The following is an 18,063-nucleotide window of genomic DNA, read 5'->3' on the forward strand; positions in this document are numbered from 1 at the left end:
CAATGAGTGTTCATTCTCGAGGTGCGCAGGAGCACGGCGGTGCGGCCGTGGCGCCACAGCGCCAGGCTTCCGAGCGGCGCCGACGTGTCAACGTGAAGCAAGCCGGAAGCGGAACGGCCGAGGGCGACAGGGGTTCGACCAGATCCCCAGTGGAGGACCCGGTCGGCCCGGTCCGGATATTCGCGACACGCAGGCCTCGGCTCGCTGCGTCGCGCCCGGCCCCGGCCGGGTATCGTCCGCTCCCCATCCGAGGCCGTCCTCACCGTGTTGAAGCCCTTTCCCCGCGCGGGCGGTCCCGTCACCCGTATCGACGGATTTCTCCCGATCGAGGGCTACGCGGCCCTTGGGGAGGGCCGCTCGGTGGCGCTCGCGGGCGCGGACGGCTCCATCGACTGGTGGTGCTGCCCCAACCTCGACTCGCCGCCGCTGTTCGACCGCCTGCTCAGCGCGGAGGAGGGCGGCTACTTCGCGATCACGCCGGAGGCGCCGTTCACGTCCGAGATCGGCTACCGCGACGGCAGCAACGTCCACGAGACCGTCTTCACGACGGAGACCGGGCGGGCGCGCCTCACCGAGAGCCTGAACAGCGGCCCGGCCGGGCGCCTACCCTGGGCGGAACTCGCCCGCCGGATCGAGGGGCTGGAGGGGCACGTGCGCTTCCGGGTCGCGCTGGTGTTCGGCACGCGGGGCGACACCGCCGCCCCCTACCTCTCGGGCAACGGCAACGGCACCGCCTTCCACGTCGCCGGCATGATGGGCCTGTTCCGCACCAGCGACGGCGTCCGGATCGAGACGGAGAACGATCACGCCATCGCGGGCTTCGTCGAGGTGCGGGCGGGCCAGCGCGAACTCGTCGCCATCGTGGCGGCCGAGAACCAGCCCCTGGTGGTGGCGCCCATCGCCGAGATCGACGGGCGCATCGACGTGTCATGCCAGGAATGGCGGGACTGGACCGAGCGGCTGGCCTATCGGGGCCGCTACGCCGAGCCCGTCCTGCGCAGTGCCCTGGCGCTGAAGCTGCTGCTCTACTCGCCCACGGGGGCCATCGCGGCGGCGGCCACGAGTTCCCTGCCCGAGGGCATCGGCGGCTCGAAGAACTACGATTACCGCTACGCCTGGATCCGCGATGCCGGCTACGTCATCAAGGCGTTCCTGCGGCTGGGGGCGCAGGCCGAGGCCAACGCGGCCCTGTCCTGGCTGATGCGCCACATCGGCGAGCATGGGGCGCAGGTTCTCTACACCCTCGAGGGCGGATGCGTGCCCGACGAGCAGGAAATCGACCTGGCCGGCTATCGCGGCTCGCGCCCGGTGCGCACCGGCAATGCCGCCACGGGCCAGCACCAGCACGGCATCTACGGCGACATCTTCGAGACCGCCGAGCGCTTCGTCGCCGACGGCAACATGCTCGACCTGCGCACCGGGGCTCTCCTCGCCGGGCTCGCCGACCAATGCGCTGAATCCTGGAAGCTGAAGGATGCGGGCATCTGGGAATTGCCGGAGGCCAAGCACTACACCGGCTCCAAGATCAGTTGCTGGCAGGCCCTGGCCCGGGCGGTGGAACTCGCCGATGGCGGCCATCTGCCCGGCAGCTGCCGGGAGCGCTGGGCCCGCGCCCGCGACCGCGTCGCCGACTGGATCGACGAGAACTGCTGGTCGGAGGCCCAGCAATCCTACGTCATGCATCCCGGCTCGGAGAAGCTCGACGCCTCCCTGACGCTGGCCGTGCGCTTCCGCTTCGGCAACCCCGAACGCCTCGCGGCCACCTGCCGCGCCATCGACCGGGAACTCGGGCGCGGCCCCTACCACTACCGCTACACCGGCGCGCAAGCGGAGGAGGGCTGCTTCCTCGCCTGCACGTTCTGGCTCGTGGAGGCCAAGGCCTTGCTCGGGGAGACGGCGGAGGCAGAAGCCATGTTCGAGGCACTCGTCGCTGCCCTCGACCGGAATTCCGGCACCTATTCGGAGATGGCCGACCCGGTCAGCGGTGCCTATCTGGGCAACCTGCCGCAAGGGCTGACCCACCTCGCCCTGATCCAGGCCGCCGCGACGCTGTCGGGCCTCGATCTCTGAAGGGCCGCCGCACCCGGCGGGAGCTTTGGTCGCAGATCCGACCCCCGTCCCGCCGCGTTGCTCGGGACCACGCCAGGAGACGGCAGCATGGCCAGCACAACCGACCACAAGACCAACGACCGGAAGACCGGGGACGTGACGACCTACATCCTCAAGCAGGCCCTGGCCGCGCGGGTCGACGATCACGTGGAGATCGCGGTCGAGGCCGAGGACGGCACGACCTTCAAGATCCGGGCGACGTCCGACCAGCTCGACGCCCTGACGGGCGACCTCGAGACCATCCTCGAAGCCGACGACGCCGACGCCTGATCCGCTCCTTCCGGGGTCCGCCACCGCGCGGGCCCCACCTTTCCGAAGACGACCGCCGAACACAGCCCGGGAAAGCACCCCTCCGATGACCATCGATCCCCGTGACGCCGGTCCCCGGCCGCCCTTTCCCGGCGACCAGCAGCAGGAGCGACCGGGTCTGACCTCGCGGATGCGTCCGGCGCCCGACCACGGCGAGACGAGCTACGTCGGCAAGGGGCTCCTCACCGACCGGGTCGCCCTGGTGACCGGCGGGGATTCGGGCATCGGCCGGGCGGTGGCCATCGCGTATGCCCGCGAAGGCGCCGATGTGGCGATCTCGTACCTGCCCGTCGAGCAGTCGGACGCCGAGGACACCGCCGAGTGGGTGCGCAAGGCGGGTCGGCGCGTCCTGCTCCTGCCCGGCGACCTGCGCGACCCGGCCCATTGCCGCGATCTCGTGGCCCGCACCGTGGCCGAACTCGGCGGCCTCGACATCCTCGTCAACAACGCCGCCGCGCAGGTGGTCAACGAAGGTCTCGACGACGTGACGCCGGAGGATCTCGAGGGCTCGTTCCGCGCCAACGTCTTCGCGATGCTCTACCTCGCCCAGGCGGCCGTGCCGCACATGAAGCCGGGCGGGGCCATCGTGAACTCCACGAGCCAGCAAGCCAAGGTCGCCGACAAGACCATGCTGGTCTACGCCTCCACCAAGGGCGCCATCGCGAGCCTGACCATCGGCCTCTCCAACCTGCTGGCGCCGAAGGGCATCCGGGTGAACTGCGTCGCTCCGGGCCCGGTCTGGACCCCGATCCAGCCCATCGTGAAGGACCCCGAGCAGATCGCATCGCTGGGCGCCGACACGCCGTTGGGCCGCGCCGGCCAGCCGGCCGAACTCGCTCCCGCCTACGTGCTCCTCGCCTCGCGGGAGGGCAGCTACATGACCGGCGCGCTGGTGCCGGTCACGGGCGGCACGCCGATGTATTGAAGGGACGGTTCTGCGCAGTCTTGAGGAGACCGTGGGCCCTCAAGGCACGCGGCGATGATCGTCTCGTAGATCCGGCGGACAGTCGCCAACCTGTCGGCCTCAGGCGTCGATGACGCTGGCCAGGGCGGACTCGATGAGCGCCGAGCGCGTGAGGCCGCGCGCTTGCGCGGTCTCGTCGGCCTGCCGCAGCATCGCCTTGCTGATCGTGATGTTAACGCGGACTCGATCGGTCGGCAGGTGGCGGGGAAAGATCAGCTGCGGAAGCCCAGCGGCGTCCTCGGGCGTCCGGCTCTCGAGAAACTGGATCATGCCGCGTCCTTCGGGCACCGGCTCGCGGTCCGCGCGAAGGGCGGCCAAGTGGCCGGACAGGGCTTCGCGCGCCGCCGCCACCGCGTCCTCGAAGGTATCGCCGCCGGTGACACATCCAGGCACGTCTGGGAAGGTGACACCCCACTCGGAACCGTTCTCGGGCGGATGGATGAGCGCAACGTAACCGTGGTTGCTCGTGGCGTTCATGAGGCTCGCTCCTGGGGCGAAACGGATTTCGAGGGCAATGGCGCGGACGCCGCTGGTTCTAGAGCCCCGCCGCCGCCCTGATGCTCTTCACCGTTTTTGGGTGCATGTCCTTCTTCGGATGAGGAATGGTGATCTTCCCCGGCCGCGTCGGATGCTTGAAGTGGCGGTGACTGCCGGTCGTCGAGTGCCAGACCCAGCCAGCAGCCTCGACCTCCCTGATGAGGTCCCTGGAATCCATCGCCGCTCGGCCACCGCTTGGATGTGTATAGCATACACACAATGAGATCGAACGACAAAGGGGTCGAACCGATTGGTGCTGGCGCAGGCGGCAGTGCCGGAATTCGCCTCTGCCTCAGGTCCGGGTGATCACTGCCCCACCTTCAGGAACGCCTCTGCGCTGCGCAGGCTGAGCGCCATGATCGTCAGGGCCGGGTTGGCGGCCAGCGAACTCGGGAAGGTCGAGCCGTCGCAGATCCAGAGGTTCGGAACCTCGAAGCTGCGGCCGAAGGGATCGACCACCGCCGTGTCGCCGTCGCGGCCCATGCGGCAGGTGCCGATGGTGTGGGCGACGCGCTCCAGGGTCCAGAGATCCGTGGCCCCGGCCGCCTCCCAGACCCGGTTCAGGAACCGGGTCGCGTGGGCGTTGAGGCGCTCCTCGTTCGGGCCGTAGCCGAAGCTGATCGCGGCCTTGCGCATGCCGAGCGCGTCGACCTCGTCGGAGAGCGTCAGCACGTTGGCGTCGCAGGGCAGGGTCTCGCCGTTGATGCCGATGCCCGCCATGTGGTTGTAGCGGGCGAGCTGGTCTGCGAGCGCCCGGCCCCAGAGCTTGCGGCCCCGCACCAGGGAATTGCCGAAGGTGAGCGGCACCACGCCGAGGCTCTGCACGAGGTAGCCGCCGGCGAAGTCCGCGTCGGCCGGACGGATCATGTCCTCGGTGATGAGCGAGGAGGGATAGCCCTTGTTCATCCGCATCTCGGGTGCGAAGGTACCCCAGACCTGGGTGGCGACGTGGCCCATGTAGTTGCGCCCGACCTGGCCGCTGCCGTTGGCCAGATCGAGATGCAGCAGCAGGCGCGCGGATTCCACCGAGCCGGCGCAGAGGAAGACGTTGCGGCAGGGCTGGCGATGGTCGATCCCGCCCTGGCGGTAGATCACCGCCGTCACCCGGCCGTCCTTCGCGCGCTCGATGCCGTGGACCCGGGCCTCGGCCCGGATCTCGGCGCCGTGATGGACGGCGAGCGGCAGGTAGGTCACGTCCATGCTGGTCTTGGCGCCGGTGCGGCAGCCCTGGTGGCAGTAGCCGCAATTGATGCAGCCGGGCCGAGTCGGGCCGTGCTCCTGGGTGAAGGCGCGTGAGACCACCGCCGCCGGCGCGTCGGCGTAGCGCACGCCGAGCGCCGCGCAGGCGCTCGCCATGGCCTGGGCCGGGGCGTTGCGGGCAACAGGGCTTAGGGGATAGGCGCGGGTCTCGTCCCAGGGATAGGCGGCCGGGCCGGAGACGCCGATGAAGGCTTCGACGCGCTCGTAGAACGGCACCAGCTCGGCGTAGTCCAGGGGCCAGTCGACACCCTCGCCGGTCTCGCTGTGGAGGCGGAGATCCCGGGCGTCGGCCCGGGGCGTGAAGGCGCCCCAGTGCAGGGTCGAGCCGCCGACCCCGGTGCCGCTGTTGTTGCCGCCGAAGGCCTCGGGCGTCGCGCCGCCGCTGATCCGCTCCTCGGTCCAGTAGATCTCGTCCGCCAGGGTCTCGTCGAAGGCGAACCCTTTCGGATCGAAGTTCGGCCCGGCCTCCAGGGCAACGCAGGAGAGGCCGGCTTCAGCGAGGCGCGCCAGCAGGGGCGCGCCGCCCGCGCCGGTGCCGATCACCACCGCGTCGACGGTCTCGGAGGTCGCAAAGCGACGCATCGCAGCGAGGTTCATCGGGCGGTCTCCGGGGGGGCGTTCGGTTCCCAAGGTTCACGCTGGCCGATGCCGACCGCGTGGAAGCCGGGCAGGGGCTCGGCGTCGCCGCCGGCGCCGATGCCGCTGAAGTTCATGCGGGCCAGGGCGACCGGGTGGGCGAGGTAGGTGCGGGCCACGTCCGCGCGCAGGTCCTCGAACCAGAAGCCCATCTGCTCCGCGTCGAGGTCGCCGGAGACCGCACCGGATTCGAGGCTGCCGAGGAGAGTGTCCTGCGCGTCTGTATCGAGGGCGACGAAGGGCGTCCCGTGCCGGGACCAGGCGGCGGCGTCCAGGGTCCGCAGGGCGAGCCGATAGGCCTCCGGGTCGGGAGGGAGGCGGGCGAAGCGCCAGCCGTCCCCGGCCCCGCTCGCCAGCCGCGCGTCGATGCGGGCGGCAAAGTCGATGGGGCCGGGACCGTCCTGCGGCAGGACCCGCGCGCAGGCCGCCCGCAGGATGGCGAGGCCGACGGGGTCGAGGGCGCGGGGCTGGTAGGCGGGGTCGTCGGGTTCGGCGCGCTGCAGGAGGGCTTCGCGCAGGCGGGTATTCACTCGCTCGGAGCGGATCAGCGCGGCGTAGGCTTCCGGGATGGCAGGCGCCTCCGGCCCGGCGGCGGCGGCTCCGTCCGCGAGGGCCAGCACCGCCTCCGCCACCGCGTCGGGGCGCTCCAGGGGGATGAGGTGCCCGGTGCCCTCCAGGGTCACGAGACGACCGCGCGCGCAGTGCGGTGCCGTCAGGGCGGCCTGGGCCGGCGCGCCGAGGTCGGCATCCTCGGACCCCGCCAGGATGATCGCGGGCGTCCGTAGGACGCCGATGCGCGCGCTCCAGTCCTCGCGGCTGCCGCCCGCGAGCCAGGCCTTCCAGGCGGCGGGATCGGCCCTCAGGACATCCGCCACCGCACCGTCCCGCAGTCCGTCGGGGAGGCGCGCGCCGACATTGGCATCGACGAAGGCCCCGGCTTCGCGCGCACGAGTCGCCGGATCGGCATCGATCCAGGCGATCATCGCGGCGCGCTTGTCGTCGCTCATGGGCTCCGGGGAGGGCGGGGAGCCGGCGAGGATCACCAGGCCTTCCAGGCCTTCGAGGCCGGGCGCACCGTCCTCGGCCCGCCGGGCCAGGACGAGGGCAACCTTGGCGCCCATGCTGTTGCCCGCCAGCATCCAGCGCTGGGGGGCGGCCACGCGGATGCGATCCGCCATCGCGTCGGCCATGGCGGCGACGTCCCACCCGGATGGTGCGTCTGCCCCACCGAAGCCCGGCAGGTCGAGGCCGATGCAGGTCACGCGGCCGGCGAGGCGTTCGGCGACGCCGTCGAAGGCGCGTCCGCTCCCGCCGAGGTAATGCAGTCCGAAAAGAACCGGGTGTCCGGGCGTCTGGTTCGTCATGGTCGGGGAAGTCGCGCGCGGCCGTGGCGCTTCAAGCCAGACCCGACGCGGCGTTCGGCAGCAGCCGGCGATAGGAACGATCTTCCACCCCGGCCAGCCGACGGAGAACGACGATCTCCGTAGGGGCGCGCGCCATCGCACGACCTCGCGGAGAGCAATTCACGTTTCCGTGATGTGTCGGATTACGCCGTGGGATCGCGGGCTCCGGCCCGCGGCCGCGAAGGGGCCGCGCCTCGCGGCGCGACCCCGTACCAAGCCATCGGGAAGGTCCGCGAGTTTGCGGCTCAGCCGAGGGTTCCGGCGCCGAAGGTGCCGTCGTTGAGGACCGAGCGGTTCTCGATGAGGCCGTATTGCAGGAAGTGCTGCATCGGGTCGATCCCGGCTTGGCCGACGTCGCTGTTCACCGCGAGATAGGTGGAGGTGTCGAAATCCCGGGCCGGATCGCGCCCCTCCTTCCAGCCGTAGGTGTCGTAGTGGTCCAAGGGGTTCACCCCGGCCGCCGCGACGTCGCCGTAGGCGGCGAGATACCCCTTGGTGTCGAACACTGCGTTCGGGTCCCGGCCTTCCTTCCAGCCCGTGCTGTCGAAGTGCTGGCGGGCGAAGGCGAAGATGTCGCCGCCGGCAACTGTGGCGGCCCGGGCCACGTCCGCGTTGGCCAGAAGGTAGAATTCGGGATCGAAGCCGCCCTTGATGTTCGCGGTGAACCCGACTGCGTCGAAGATCGCGCGGCCTTCCGCCTGGCCGTACTCGATGTAGTGGGTCAGCGGGTCGATGCCGGCCGCCTTCACGTCGGCGTTGCGGGCGAGGTAGAACTGCGTGTCGAAATTCGCGCCCGGATCGCGGCCCTCCTTCCAGCCGTAGGTGTCATAGTGGGTCAGCGGGTTCTGCTTGGCCTGCGCGACATCCGTGTAGGTGGCGAGATAGCCCTTGGTGGAGAAGAAGGCGTTCGGGTCGCGGCCCTCGCTCGCCCCGTAGGCCGCGTAGTGCGCGTCGGCGTCCTGGCCAGCGGCGAGCACGTCCTTGTTCCGGGCGAGGTAGAACAGGTCGTCCACCAGGCGGTTGCCGTCGGCGAGATTGATCGTCACGTCCGAGAACTGGATGCGCTCGAAGCCGTTGATGGCGTCGCGCCCTTCCGGGCCGGAAACGATCGTGAAGTTGCCCTCCTGCCAGACCTGCGCGTCGGCGAGCGCCGTCGCGAAGATCAGAGTGTCAGTTTGCGTGGCGCCGCCCGGACCGGCGCCACCGGTGAGAATGTCGTCCCCGGCGCTGTTGTAGACGATGTCGTCGCCCGCCCCGCCGTTGAGGATGTCGCTGAAGGCCGTGCCCCGCAGGGTGTCGGCCTCGGGCGTGCCGTTCTTGAGGACGCCGCGCTGGAGCACGGTGTCGGCCCGCGCCGCGAGGTTCTGGATGCGCAGGTCGCCGGCCGGCCCGGTATCGGCGGTGCCGTAGGGCGTCGTGGCGTGGAAGGCCTTGAGGTACTCGGCGAGCGCGTCCTGCTCGGAGCCCTTGACCGCGAAGGTCTCGGTGTCGGGCAATGAGACCGGGGCGGCGTCGCGCAGGGCGATCTTGTTCTCGCCGTAGGCCGGGAAGGGATAGTTGTCGCCGCCCAGACCCGGCGCCGAGGCGGTGCCGGTGGCGAGGAAGTCAAGGGTCACGACCTTGATGGCGCGGTTGGCGTCGCCCACGAGCTGGCCGTTCTGCACCAGGGTGTCGAGGACGCGGCCGTTCTCGTCGATGATCGCCGCGTTGACGATGCGCTGGCCCTCGCGGGTGACGTTGCCGTTCACGTCGAGGGTCTGGGCCTGCTTCGAAGCGTCGAAGCTGTAGGAGATGCCGCCGACCTGGGCGAACTGGCCCGGGGTGGCGCCGGGCGCCACCGCGGCGACCCCGTGCTCGAGGACGCGCTCGAGTTCGGCGGCGGTGACGGTGACGACCGCGAGGTTGTTGTTGAAGCGCAGCGAATTGGTGACGTCGAGCTGCGAGATGTCGCCGGCCTGCTTGCCGGCCGAGGGGTTGGCCGCCGGGGGCAGCTCACTGGTGCCGCCGCCGGCCGTGGAGAACGAGCCGATCGAGTCGCGGATGCCGCCGCCGTTCTTGATCGAGACGGTGACGCCGGCATCGAACTGCTTGGCGTACCAGAGGTTCGCGTCCGACGAGAGGTCGCCGAGGTTGGTCTCCTCCGTGCGGACCTCGCCGCGCCGGCCTTCCAGGTAGACGCTGGAGCGGCCGAGGATGTTGCCGTCCTGGGCGCGGATGACGTCGGCGATGCCGGCGGTCTCCTGCACGCCGTCGTTGTTGGCGTCGAGCCCCTCGATCACCTCGCGGACGAGGAAGCCCTTGCTGCCGGGGGTGAAGGCGGCGGCGGTCGAGCCGTAGAGCGCGGCCACGCTGGCGTCGTCCACCGCCACGGCACCGCTGGTGGCCGGGTTCACCGAGTTCCGGATGATGTTGCCCTGGTCGTCGAAGGTGACGGTGAGGCGGCCCACGTAGGAATACTCGGAGGCGGTGTTCACCAGGGCGAGGGTCTGGCCGCTGGCGTTGGTGTAGAACTGCGGGTAGCCGCCGGCGGCCGTGTCGCCGGGAAGCAGGCGGTCGTCGCCGTCGGCCAGCAGGGTGTGCGAGCCGCCGCCGATGAGCACGTCGACGTTGCGCAGGAGCGGCGCCAGGGCCTGCTCGTTGGCGAGCTGCTGCAGGTGCGTGCCGACGATGACCTTGTTCACGTCCGGGTTGAGGCTGAGCACCCGGTCGACCTCGGCGTTGATCTGGCTTGCCAGCAGGGCGACGTTGTCCTGGCCGTTGAAGCCGTCCAGCGTGACGTTGCCCAGCGTCGTCAGCAGGGGCTCGAGCTGGGTGGTGGCGCCCACGAAGGCGATCTTTTCGCCATTCTCCACGAGGATCGTGGACTTGGCGATCTTGTCCGCGCCGGTGCCGGTCTGGGTCGAGGTCGGTCCGGTCTGGGCGAAGGTGGCGTTGGAGACGTTCGGGTTGACGAGGCCCGAGAGCGCCGCTTCCCGCGAGAAATTCAGGTTGGTGGAGAGGTAGGGGAACTGGGCACCGACCCAGGTGTCGTCGGAATTGCCCGCAGCCGTGCCGAGATTGGCGCCGATGATGTTGGCGACTTCCGTGGGGCCGGAATCGAACTCGTGGTTGCCGAACACCGCCGCCTGGACGCCGATGATGTTCTGGATGGTGATGTCGGCCCGGCCGACGGAGGCCGCAAGCTTGGTGTAGGCGGCCGAGCCGGTGAGCCCGTAGAGCTGGTTGTAGACGCCGTTATAGGTGGCGGCGAGCTGCGGGTCGGCGCCCGCGATGAAGAACGGGCTCGGGATCCAGCCGTCGCCGGTGGAGAGGGTGATCGAGTTCGGGGTCGAATCTTCGAGCTTGTCGACGATGGCGGTGAAGTTCGCCGCGCGCTGCGTGGCCAGGAGGCCCGCTTCCCAATCGGACGCGTGCAGGATCTGGAGCGTGTAGGTCATGGCCGGCGGGGTCTCCGTCGTGAAGTCGAGCTGATCCTGGGGGATGCCGGCGAATGCGTTGCCGGCGGTGTCCACGAGGGCGCCCGCCGGGACGATCACGTCGTAGGCGGTGCCGGCCTTGAGGTCGGTGCTTGGGTTGATCGTCACCGTGGCGCCGCTGATCGAGACCTGGGACGTGTCGCCGACCGCGATGGCGCGGGTGTCGCCGGCCCCGTCGGTGATCGTGATGGCGCCGGTGCCGGCCTTCACCGCCTCGCTGAGCGTCAGGACGATGTTGGCGCCCACCGCGACCTTGAGGGCATTGTCGGCGGGCGTCGCGGCAACGAGGCGCGGCGCGGTCTGGTCGAGCGTGAGCCCGACCAGGATCGGATCGTGGTCGGATTCGCGGGCGGGGACGAGCCCGTCGAAATAGGCGGCCGAGCGGCCGAAATCGAGGTTGTAGTCGATGGCGTCCGCCTCGTCGGCGTTGATGTGCCACTCGGTGACGCCAGTGACCTGGCGGTTCAGGCTGGCATTGGCCAACGCGTGGTCGAGGGCGCCGTAGGCCCCGTCGAAGACGTAGGAATAGGGGTTGGCGAGGCGGTCCTCGGCGAGGTTGGTGAAGCCGCCGGCCTTGAGGACGTCGAGGGCGTCCTCCTTGATGTAGGCGTTGAAGTCCCCGAGCAGCACGACGTCGCCGTCCTGCGTCCCCGTCGGCTTGAGGGCGAGCCATTTCGTGAGGGCCGTGGCGGCGAGTTCGCGCTGCTGCTGCCAGCCGCCCTGGCCGTCGCCCTGGTCAGCGTCTGCCCCGGTGCCGGCGCCGCTCTTCGACTTCAGGTGGTTGATGACCGCCGTGAAGTCCTCGCCCGTGGCATTCTCCCGGAAAGTCGCCGCCAGGGCGGCGCGGCTGGTGTTGGCGCCGTTGAAGACGTGGCCGATCGTGCTCTGCTGGAGGAGGGCCGGGTCGAAGGCCTGGACGTCCGAATCGTCGAGCTTCTCGATGGTGGTGTTCAGCGCCACCGAGACCTTGCTCGGCTTGTAGACGAAGCCCACCGCGATGGCGTCGCCGCCGAGGAACTGGCCCTGGTCGAGCTGGGCACCCGGCCGCACCCAGTCGTAGGTGCCGGCGCCCGCGCGGGCATTGAGCTGACCGACGAGGTATTCCAGCGCGTTGCCCGGGTTGCCGGGCTGGAACTGGTTCTCCAGCTCGGTGAGGCCGAACACATCGGCCCCGGAGGCGATCACCGTGGTGACGAGCTTGGTTGTCTGGCGGTCGAACTCGGCGGCCGTGTTGGCGCCGCGCGGGTCGAGGCCGATGGCGGTCTTCACGCCGGTGGCGGAGCCGTCGCTGTCGAGGGTGCGGAAGTAGTTCAGCACGTTGAGGCTGCCGACCTTCAGACTGCCGCCGACATCGTCGGGGGCGGCCGGGCGCGGATTGGCCTTCGCAAAGGCGTTGTCGCCGTCGTCGATCGCCCGGACCCGGTAGGCATTGGCGGGGCCGTAGCCGAGCACGCCCGTGAGGCCCGTCACCGTGTCGCCCATCCGGGGCGCGGTGGCGGTGGAATAGGCCGGGCCGAAGCCGTCGAGGAGGTCGACCGGCTGGTTCTGGACGTTGAGTCCGTCGTCGTAGGTGATCGAGCGCGACGCGACTTGCGCGAGATACGCCGCGTAGGCGGCAGTGTTCGGCTCGAACGCGTTGGTGAAGGTCTCCGGGCGCCCGCCGGCCGCGAGGCGGATCTCGTTGAAGCGGTCGAGGTTGAACTGCTCGGTGATGGTGAGCGTCTGCGCCACCTTCACCAGCATGCCCTCGTAGCGCTCGAGATCCGGCTGCGCCGTGGTGCCGGTGCCGATCGTGGCGGCGGCGGGCAGGTCGACCACCGTCGCGGCGGCCTTGAGGGCGGCGGCCGAGACCGCGCCGGCCTGGACGACCTGGATCTGGGCCGCGTCGGTGACCGTGATCTGCGTCTCGCCGCCGAACTCGCCGACGGTGCCGGTGACCCGGACGCGGTCGCCTTCCTGGAGGTCCTTCAGGAGGTTGCCGGCGCCCTCGTAGACGAACACGCCCTCGGAGGTCAGCGGGTTGCCGTCCTGGTCCGTGGCCTCCTCCTGCAGGTAGAAGCCGCCGAGGTTGCGCTTGGCGTCGGCGTCCCCGTTCTGGAAGTCGCCGACGACGATCGCCTCCACCGTGACGGTGCGGCCGGCAAGCGGGCTCGCGGCCCCCGTGCCCTGCACGGCGGAGATCAGGGTGACGTCGTCGTTGAGGATGGTGCCGGTGGCCACGGTGCCGGTCGCCGCGAGCGCCGCCGTCACGCCGCTCTGGCCGGCGCTGGCACCCTTCAGGGTGACGGTGAAGCCCTCGGCGGCCTCCGGCAGCACGTCGCCCTGGACCGAGACGGTGACGACGGCCGAGGTCGCGCCCGCCGGAATGGTGCCCGCGATGGTGGCCGGCAGGGTCGGTGCGCCGGCGAAATCGGCGCCGTCCGCACCGGCGCCGGTGAGTTCCGCCGTGAAGGCGAGGCTGCCCAGCGTGCCGCCCGTGCGCTCCACCGTGAAGGCGAAGGTGGTGGTGCCGGCATCGCCCTCGGCCTTGGCGACCGCGAGGGAGCCGGGCTGGAAGGCGATGGCCTGCGTGTAACCCTGGGGCAGGGCGGCGTAGAGGGTGGCGCCACCGCCGGCTTCGTTGGCGGTGACGAGGAGCGGGGTGCCGGTGGGGTTGCGGTCGGCGGCGATGAAGGTGAGCACCTCCGGGCCGAGATCGGCGGAGACCCCTGCCAGCGGCGGCACGTAGGAGACGTAGGTCGCCTTCGCCGGATCGGTGACGTCGTAGACGATCACGCCGCTCTGGCGCTCCAGGCCCACGAAGGCGTAGGTGCGGCCGTCGACGGTGCCGATGGTGACGCCCTCCGGCTCGGGGCCCTTGTTGTCGGAGCGGTCGTCGGGGGTGTTGGCCACGACCTGGTCGTTGTTGAAGCGCTCCGGCGCCAGGCTCGCGAAGATCTTCTCGAACTCGCCCCCGGTCTCGCGCACCTTGGTCAGGGCGCCGTCGGCCTCCTGGCGGAAGATCGAGATGCCGCGACCGCCGAGGGTATGGAGCTGGTCGATGACGCCGTCGTTGTTCGTGTCGCCGGTGCGCAGCAGGACGTTGAGGCGGGCATAGGCCGGGTCGGCCTTGAGCGCCTGCAATTCCGGGGTGAGGCGACTGTTGGCGATGCTGGAGAGGCGGGCGACATCCGCCGCATCGTCGGCGCCGCCGATGACGCGCTGGTCGCCCTCGTTCGCGGTGACGACGTAGGTGACGCCGTTGACCGCGAAGCTCGCCGCGCCGTCCGGCTGGAGCAGGCCGTAGATCGGCGCGTTGGCGGGCGTGGCGGCGATGCGGATCGAGGCCGTGCCGCCCGGCCCGTCGCGGTCGGAGGCGTCGAATTCGTTGCCCGGCAGCGAATGGTTGACGGAACCGAGGGGCTGGATCGCGATCGGGGCGGTGCCCGGGTTGGCCAGATCGATCACCGCGATGCCATTGACCTCCTGCAGGGTCACGTAGGCGAAGCGGTTGTCGGGGGAGAGGGTGATGTATTCGGGCTCGATGTCGGCGGCGGCGCTCTTGCCGGCCGTGATCGCGAGGCCCTTGGCGCGCAGCACCGCCTCGCTGCCGTTGAGGGCGTCGAAGCCCACGGTGGCGCTGACGGCGGCGGCGGCCGCGCCCCCGGACAGATCGAGGATCGAGACGCTGCCGACGGGGTTGCTGGCGGTGGTGAACTGCTCGCCCTCGTTGGCGACGAGGAGCTTCGTGCCGTCACTGGTGAACACGATCTGGTCGGGACCGATGCCGACGCTCACCGATTTCAGCAGGGTGCCGGCCTTGTCGAACAGGGCGACGCGGCCGGGCTGGTCGCCCGTCGCGTTGGCGTAGGCCACGGCGACCAGGCCGTTGGAGGCCGCCACCGAGTTCACCGAGCCGTACTGCTCCAGGCCAGCGAGCCGGATCTCGCCGGACTTCGCCAGGGCGCCGTCGGCGCCGATGCCGACGATCTCGATCCGGTTCTCGTTGGTGTTCTGGATGTAGAGGCTGCCGGTGGTGCGGTCGTAGGCCACCACCTCGGCATTGGCCGCGATGCTGGTCGCCGGGTCGTTCGTGGTGGCGTAGCCCCCCAGGCGCACGAGCTGCAGGGCGTTGGTGGCGACCGGCGCGGCGGTGGCGGTGGCGCCCTGCGCACCCTGGAGGGAGGGGGCGGCATCGAACACCGCCACACCGTTGATGACGCCGGACGCGTCGTCGTTGAGGATCGTGCCGACCGCCTCGCCGTCGGCGACCGTCGCGCCGACCACGTTCGTCACCCGGAGCGCGAAGGTCTCGTTGGCTTCGGCCAGGGTGTCGCCGTTCACCGGCACGGAGATGGTGGTCGTGGTGGCGCCGGCCGCGATGCTCCGCCCGGCCAGGGTCGTGGCGAGGTAATCCGAGCCCGCGCTCGCGGTGCCGTCGGCGGTGGCAACGTCGAAGGTCACACCGCCGGCCGGGGCCGGTGCGCTGAGGGAGACCGTGAAGGTCAGGTTGGTCTGGCCCGCCTGGCCCTCGGTCACCTGCGCATCGGCGACCGACAGGGCCGGCAGGCTCACCGCCGCGCTCTGGCTCGACACCGCGATGTCGTCGATGCCGACCCACTCGTCGTTGCCCACCGCGTTGGCGGTGATGATGCGGACCTGGAGACCGGCCGCGCCGTTCGCCTCGGACGGCAGCGTGACGCTGACCGGCGTCACCTGCGTGGCGCTGCCCTGCGTGGTGGCATCCGCGACGTATCCGGCCGGCAGGTTCTTCCAGGCGCCCCCATCGATCCGGTACTGGACGGCGATGGGCTGGATCGCGTTGTCCGTCGAGCCGTCGATGTCGCGGGCGTTGAAGGCCACCACCACGTCCCGGCGCCCGGTGGCGTCGAGGTAGAGCACGAGGTGGGGCGCATCCGCGGTGCCCGAGCCCTGCAGGGCGATCGTCGGGTCGGACAGGGCGAACTCGGCGACGCCGCCCGTGTTCAGGGTGTTCGGGTTGGTCTGGTTGGCGATGACGTCGACGTCGTTGGCCAGGCTCGAATCGGTCGTCAGGGTCTGCGGATCGGTGCCCGTGGCCGCCGTGATGTCCTGCCCGAGATACCCGACGATGCCCGGCACCCCGCTCCAGTCGTCGTTCGCCGTGATCGCACCGGCATTGGACCAGGCCTGGAGGAGGGGGCCGGTCGCGAGGACATGCGGCGTCGTGGTCATGCGGGCACTCTGCGGAGGACGAAACGCCGGAGATCGGCAGGCTTCTCGTGAACCCGTTCGGCGCGGCGACATCTCGGGGGAGAGACTTCGCGAGGCGGCACACCCAGGCTCACGCCGCGCTTAAATCGGCCGCATGACAGACAGATGAATTCTGGTCGATCGAAGTCTTTCCAAGACAATCCGGATACGGCAAAGCATTGCCTGGACCGATCGAAGCAAGCGACGTCGAATTTTAATCCGTTCCTTCGAAGATTTTTCTTCGACCCGTCGCCGGAGCGCGAAGCGGCTCACCGCCACGGGTTCGGGAGCGATGCGCGGCGCCACGGCCGCCCCCGCCTCAGGGGCGCGGGGGCACGGCCTCGGTGCGGCCGTAGGCCTGCAGGGCCTCGAAGACGCGCAGGCTCGCCGCGAGGTCGGCGGTGCTGACATCCGCGAAGACCTCGGCCCGCAGGCCCGCCAGATCCGCCTCCATCCGCGCCACCACGGCCATGCCGGTGGGGGTCAGGCTGAGCACCTTGGCGCGGCGGTCGGTCGGGTCCTCCCGGCGCAGGGCGAGCCCGGCCTCGCAGAGCTGGTCGAGGAGGCGCACGAGCGATGCTCCCTCGATCCCCACGGCCTCGGCGAGGGCGGTCTGGCGCGGGGCGCCGTCGAGGCGCGCGATCATGATGAGCGGGACGGCGCTGGCATCCGAGAGCCCGTGCGCCTCCATGACGGCGTTCGCCGCCCGCCGCCAGTGCCGGCCCGACAGGAGCAGGGTCTGGGTGTAGGCGAGGCGGAGGCGATCCAGGTGATCGGCCCGGTCCTCGGCCGGGTCGCCGACCCAATTCTCGGCCGAGCCCTGATTCGAATGTCGGAGCGGCACGCGCGAGGCTTCCTGCGGGTGACGGACGGGATGCGCCCGGCCCTCGATTGACTCCTAACAGTTAGAATGCAAACCATTTGATCGCAAGCGGGGATCGGCGTATCAGGGCGCCAGCACCCGTCTCGTCGACCGGTGCGTCCGGCGGCCGGCCTCATCGTGAGACAGGTCCAACTGGAGACTTGATCGATCCGGCGAGACGTAAGTAAGGACTGACGATGAGCGCCCCCGACGACCTCTCCTTCGCCACCCTGCCGCATGCCGCGCCGGTCTCGCCGGAACGCCGGGCCGAGCTCCTCGTCGATCCCGGATTCGGGCGGGTGTTCACCGACCACATGGTGACGATCCGCTACGTCGAGGGTCGCGGCTGGCACGATGCCCGCGTCGAGGCGCGCGCGCCGATCGCCCTCGATCCGGCGGCGGCCGTGCTGCACTACGCCCAGGAGATCTTCGAGGGGCTCAAGGCCTACCGCACCGCCGACGGCGGCGCCGCCCTGTTCCGGCCGGAGGCCAATGCCCTGCGCTTCCGGCGCTCGGCCGAACGCCTGGCGATGCCGCCGCTGCCCGACGCCGTCTTCGTCGAATCCGTCAAGCAGCTCGTCAGCGCGGACCGCGACTGGATCCCGTCGAGCGAGGGCGGCAGCCTGTATCTGCGCCCCTTCATGATCGCCAGCGAGGTCTTCCTCGGGGTCAAGCCGTCCTCGGAATACCTCTACCTCGTCATCGCCTCGGCGGTGGGCGCCTACTTCAAGGGAGGCTCCGAGACCGTGACGGTGTGGGTCTCGCGGGACCAGACCCGCGCGGCCCCCGGCGGCACCGGTGCGGCCAAGTGCGGCGGCAACTACGCCGCGAGCCTGCGCGCGCAAGCTGCGGCCGTGGAGCACGGCTGCGCCCAGGTCGTGTTCCTCGACGCGATCGAGCGCCGCTGGGTCGAGGAGCTCGGCGGCATGAACATCTTCTTCGTGTTCGACGACGGCTCGATGGTCACCCCGCCGCTGAGCGACACCATCCTGTCGGGCATCACCCGCGACTCGATCCTGACCCTCGCGAAGGCGGACGGCCTCACGGTCGCCGAGCGGCCCTATTCCATCGACGACTGGAAGGCGGACGCCGCGAGCGGACGCCTGCGCGAGGTCTTCGCCTGCGGCACCGCCGCGGTGATCACCCCGGTCGGGACCGTGCGCAGCGCGGACGGGGAATTCTCGGTCTCCGACAACGTCGCCGGCCCGGTGACGAAGCGGCTGCGCTCGGCGCTGGTCGACATCCAGCGCGGCAACGCCCCCGATCCCCACGGCTGGGTCACGCGGGTGTACTGAG

10 protein-coding genes are annotated in these 18,063 nt (G+C 70.5%); 4 read left to right on the forward strand and 6 right to left on the reverse strand.

Going from position 1 to position 18,063, the window contains the following annotated elements; all coding sequences use genetic code 11:
• Positions 1 to 264 precede the first annotated feature (264 nt).
• The 3 genes from MKK58_RS04030 to MKK58_RS04040 all read left to right on the forward strand — a co-directional run bounded on the left by MKK58_RS04030 (position 265) and on the right by MKK58_RS04040 (position 3,343).
• A complete protein-coding gene (locus MKK58_RS04030) occupies positions 265 to 2,070 on the forward strand; it encodes a glycoside hydrolase family 15 protein (RefSeq protein WP_243910878.1) in 1,806 nt (601 codons plus the stop codon).
• A gap of 87 nt (positions 2,071 to 2,157) precedes the next feature.
• Positions 2,158 to 2,379 carry a hypothetical protein gene (locus MKK58_RS04035; protein WP_243910879.1) on the forward strand — a complete coding sequence of 74 codons (222 nt, stop codon included), beginning with the start codon at positions 2,158 to 2,160 and terminating at the stop codon, positions 2,377 to 2,379.
• Positions 2,380 to 2,464: 85 nt separating this feature from the next.
• The gene (locus tag MKK58_RS04040; RefSeq protein ID WP_243910880.1) at positions 2,465 to 3,343 is read left to right on the forward strand and encodes an SDR family oxidoreductase; all 879 of its coding nucleotides are present in this window, start codon (positions 2,465 to 2,467) and stop codon (positions 3,341 to 3,343) included.
• A gap of 99 nt (positions 3,344 to 3,442) precedes the next feature.
• Here MKK58_RS04040 and MKK58_RS04045 read toward each other — a convergent pair whose 3' ends face one another.
• From MKK58_RS04045 to MKK58_RS04070, 6 genes are all read right to left on the reverse strand, one after another.
• The gene (locus MKK58_RS04045) at positions 3,443 to 3,859 is read right to left on the reverse strand and encodes a type II toxin-antitoxin system HicB family antitoxin (protein ID WP_243910881.1); all 417 of its coding nucleotides are present in this window, start codon (positions 3,857 to 3,859) and stop codon (positions 3,443 to 3,445) included.
• 58 nt (positions 3,860 to 3,917) lie between these two features.
• Positions 3,918 to 4,097 (reverse strand): type II toxin-antitoxin system HicA family toxin, encoded by a 180-nt coding sequence (locus MKK58_RS04050; protein WP_243910882.1) that lies wholly within the window; start codon positions 4,095 to 4,097, stop codon positions 3,918 to 3,920.
• A 128-nt stretch (positions 4,098 to 4,225) separates the two neighbouring features.
• Positions 4,226 to 5,776 (reverse strand): GMC family oxidoreductase, encoded by a 1,551-nt coding sequence (locus MKK58_RS04055; RefSeq protein WP_243910883.1) that lies wholly within the window; start codon positions 5,774 to 5,776, stop codon positions 4,226 to 4,228.
• Positions 5,773 to 7,179 carry an alpha/beta hydrolase gene (locus tag MKK58_RS04060; protein ID WP_243910884.1) on the reverse strand — a complete coding sequence of 469 codons (1,407 nt, stop codon included), beginning with the start codon at positions 7,177 to 7,179 and terminating at the stop codon, positions 5,773 to 5,775. The genes MKK58_RS04055 and MKK58_RS04060 overlap by 4 nt, the downstream gene beginning before the upstream one ends.
• A gap of 284 nt (positions 7,180 to 7,463) precedes the next feature.
• Positions 7,464 to 15,887 (reverse strand): ExeM/NucH family extracellular endonuclease, encoded by an 8,424-nt coding sequence (locus MKK58_RS04065; RefSeq protein WP_243910885.1) that lies wholly within the window; start codon positions 15,885 to 15,887, stop codon positions 7,464 to 7,466.
• A 337-nt stretch (positions 15,888 to 16,224) separates the two neighbouring features.
• On the reverse strand, positions 16,225 to 16,674 hold the full coding sequence (locus MKK58_RS04070; RefSeq protein ID WP_243910933.1) for a MarR family winged helix-turn-helix transcriptional regulator: 450 nt from the start codon (positions 16,672 to 16,674) through the stop codon (positions 16,225 to 16,227).
• Positions 16,675 to 16,964: 290 nt separating this feature from the next.
• Here MKK58_RS04070 and MKK58_RS04075 point away from each other — a divergent pair, with 290 nt between their 5' ends.
• Entirely contained in the window at positions 16,965 to 18,062 is a 1,098-nt protein-coding gene (locus MKK58_RS04075; RefSeq protein WP_243910886.1) for a branched-chain amino acid aminotransferase, read from the forward strand.
• Position 18,063: the final 1 nt, after the last annotated feature.

Source organism: Methylobacterium sp. J-078, from assembly GCF_022829285.1.
In the GTDB taxonomy this organism is placed as follows: domain Bacteria; phylum Pseudomonadota; class Alphaproteobacteria; order Rhizobiales; family Beijerinckiaceae; genus Methylobacterium.

Coding starts and splice junctions, on each gene's coding strand:
- MKK58_RS04035 (WP_243910879.1), top strand. CDS start 2,158: ATGGCCAGCACAACCGACCACAAGACCAACGACCGGAAGACCGGGGAC.
- MKK58_RS04040 (WP_243910880.1), top strand. CDS start 2,465: ATGACCATCGATCCCCGTGACGCCGGTCCCCGGCCGCCCTTTCCCGGC.
- MKK58_RS04045 (WP_243910881.1), bottom strand. CDS start 3,859: ATGAACGCCACGAGCAACCACGGTTACGTTGCGCTCATCCATCCGCCC.
- MKK58_RS04050 (WP_243910882.1), bottom strand. CDS start 4,097: ATGGATTCCAGGGACCTCATCAGGGAGGTCGAGGCTGCTGGCTGGGTC.
- MKK58_RS04055 (WP_243910883.1), bottom strand. CDS start 5,776: ATGAACCTCGCTGCGATGCGTCGCTTTGCGACCTCCGAGACCGTCGAC.
- MKK58_RS04060 (WP_243910884.1), bottom strand. CDS start 7,179: ATGACGAACCAGACGCCCGGACACCCGGTTCTTTTCGGACTGCATTAC.
- MKK58_RS04065 (WP_243910885.1), bottom strand. CDS start 15,887: ATGACCACGACGCCGCATGTCCTCGCGACCGGCCCCCTCCTCCAGGCC.
- MKK58_RS04075 (WP_243910886.1), top strand. CDS start 16,965: ATGAGCGCCCCCGACGACCTCTCCTTCGCCACCCTGCCGCATGCCGCG.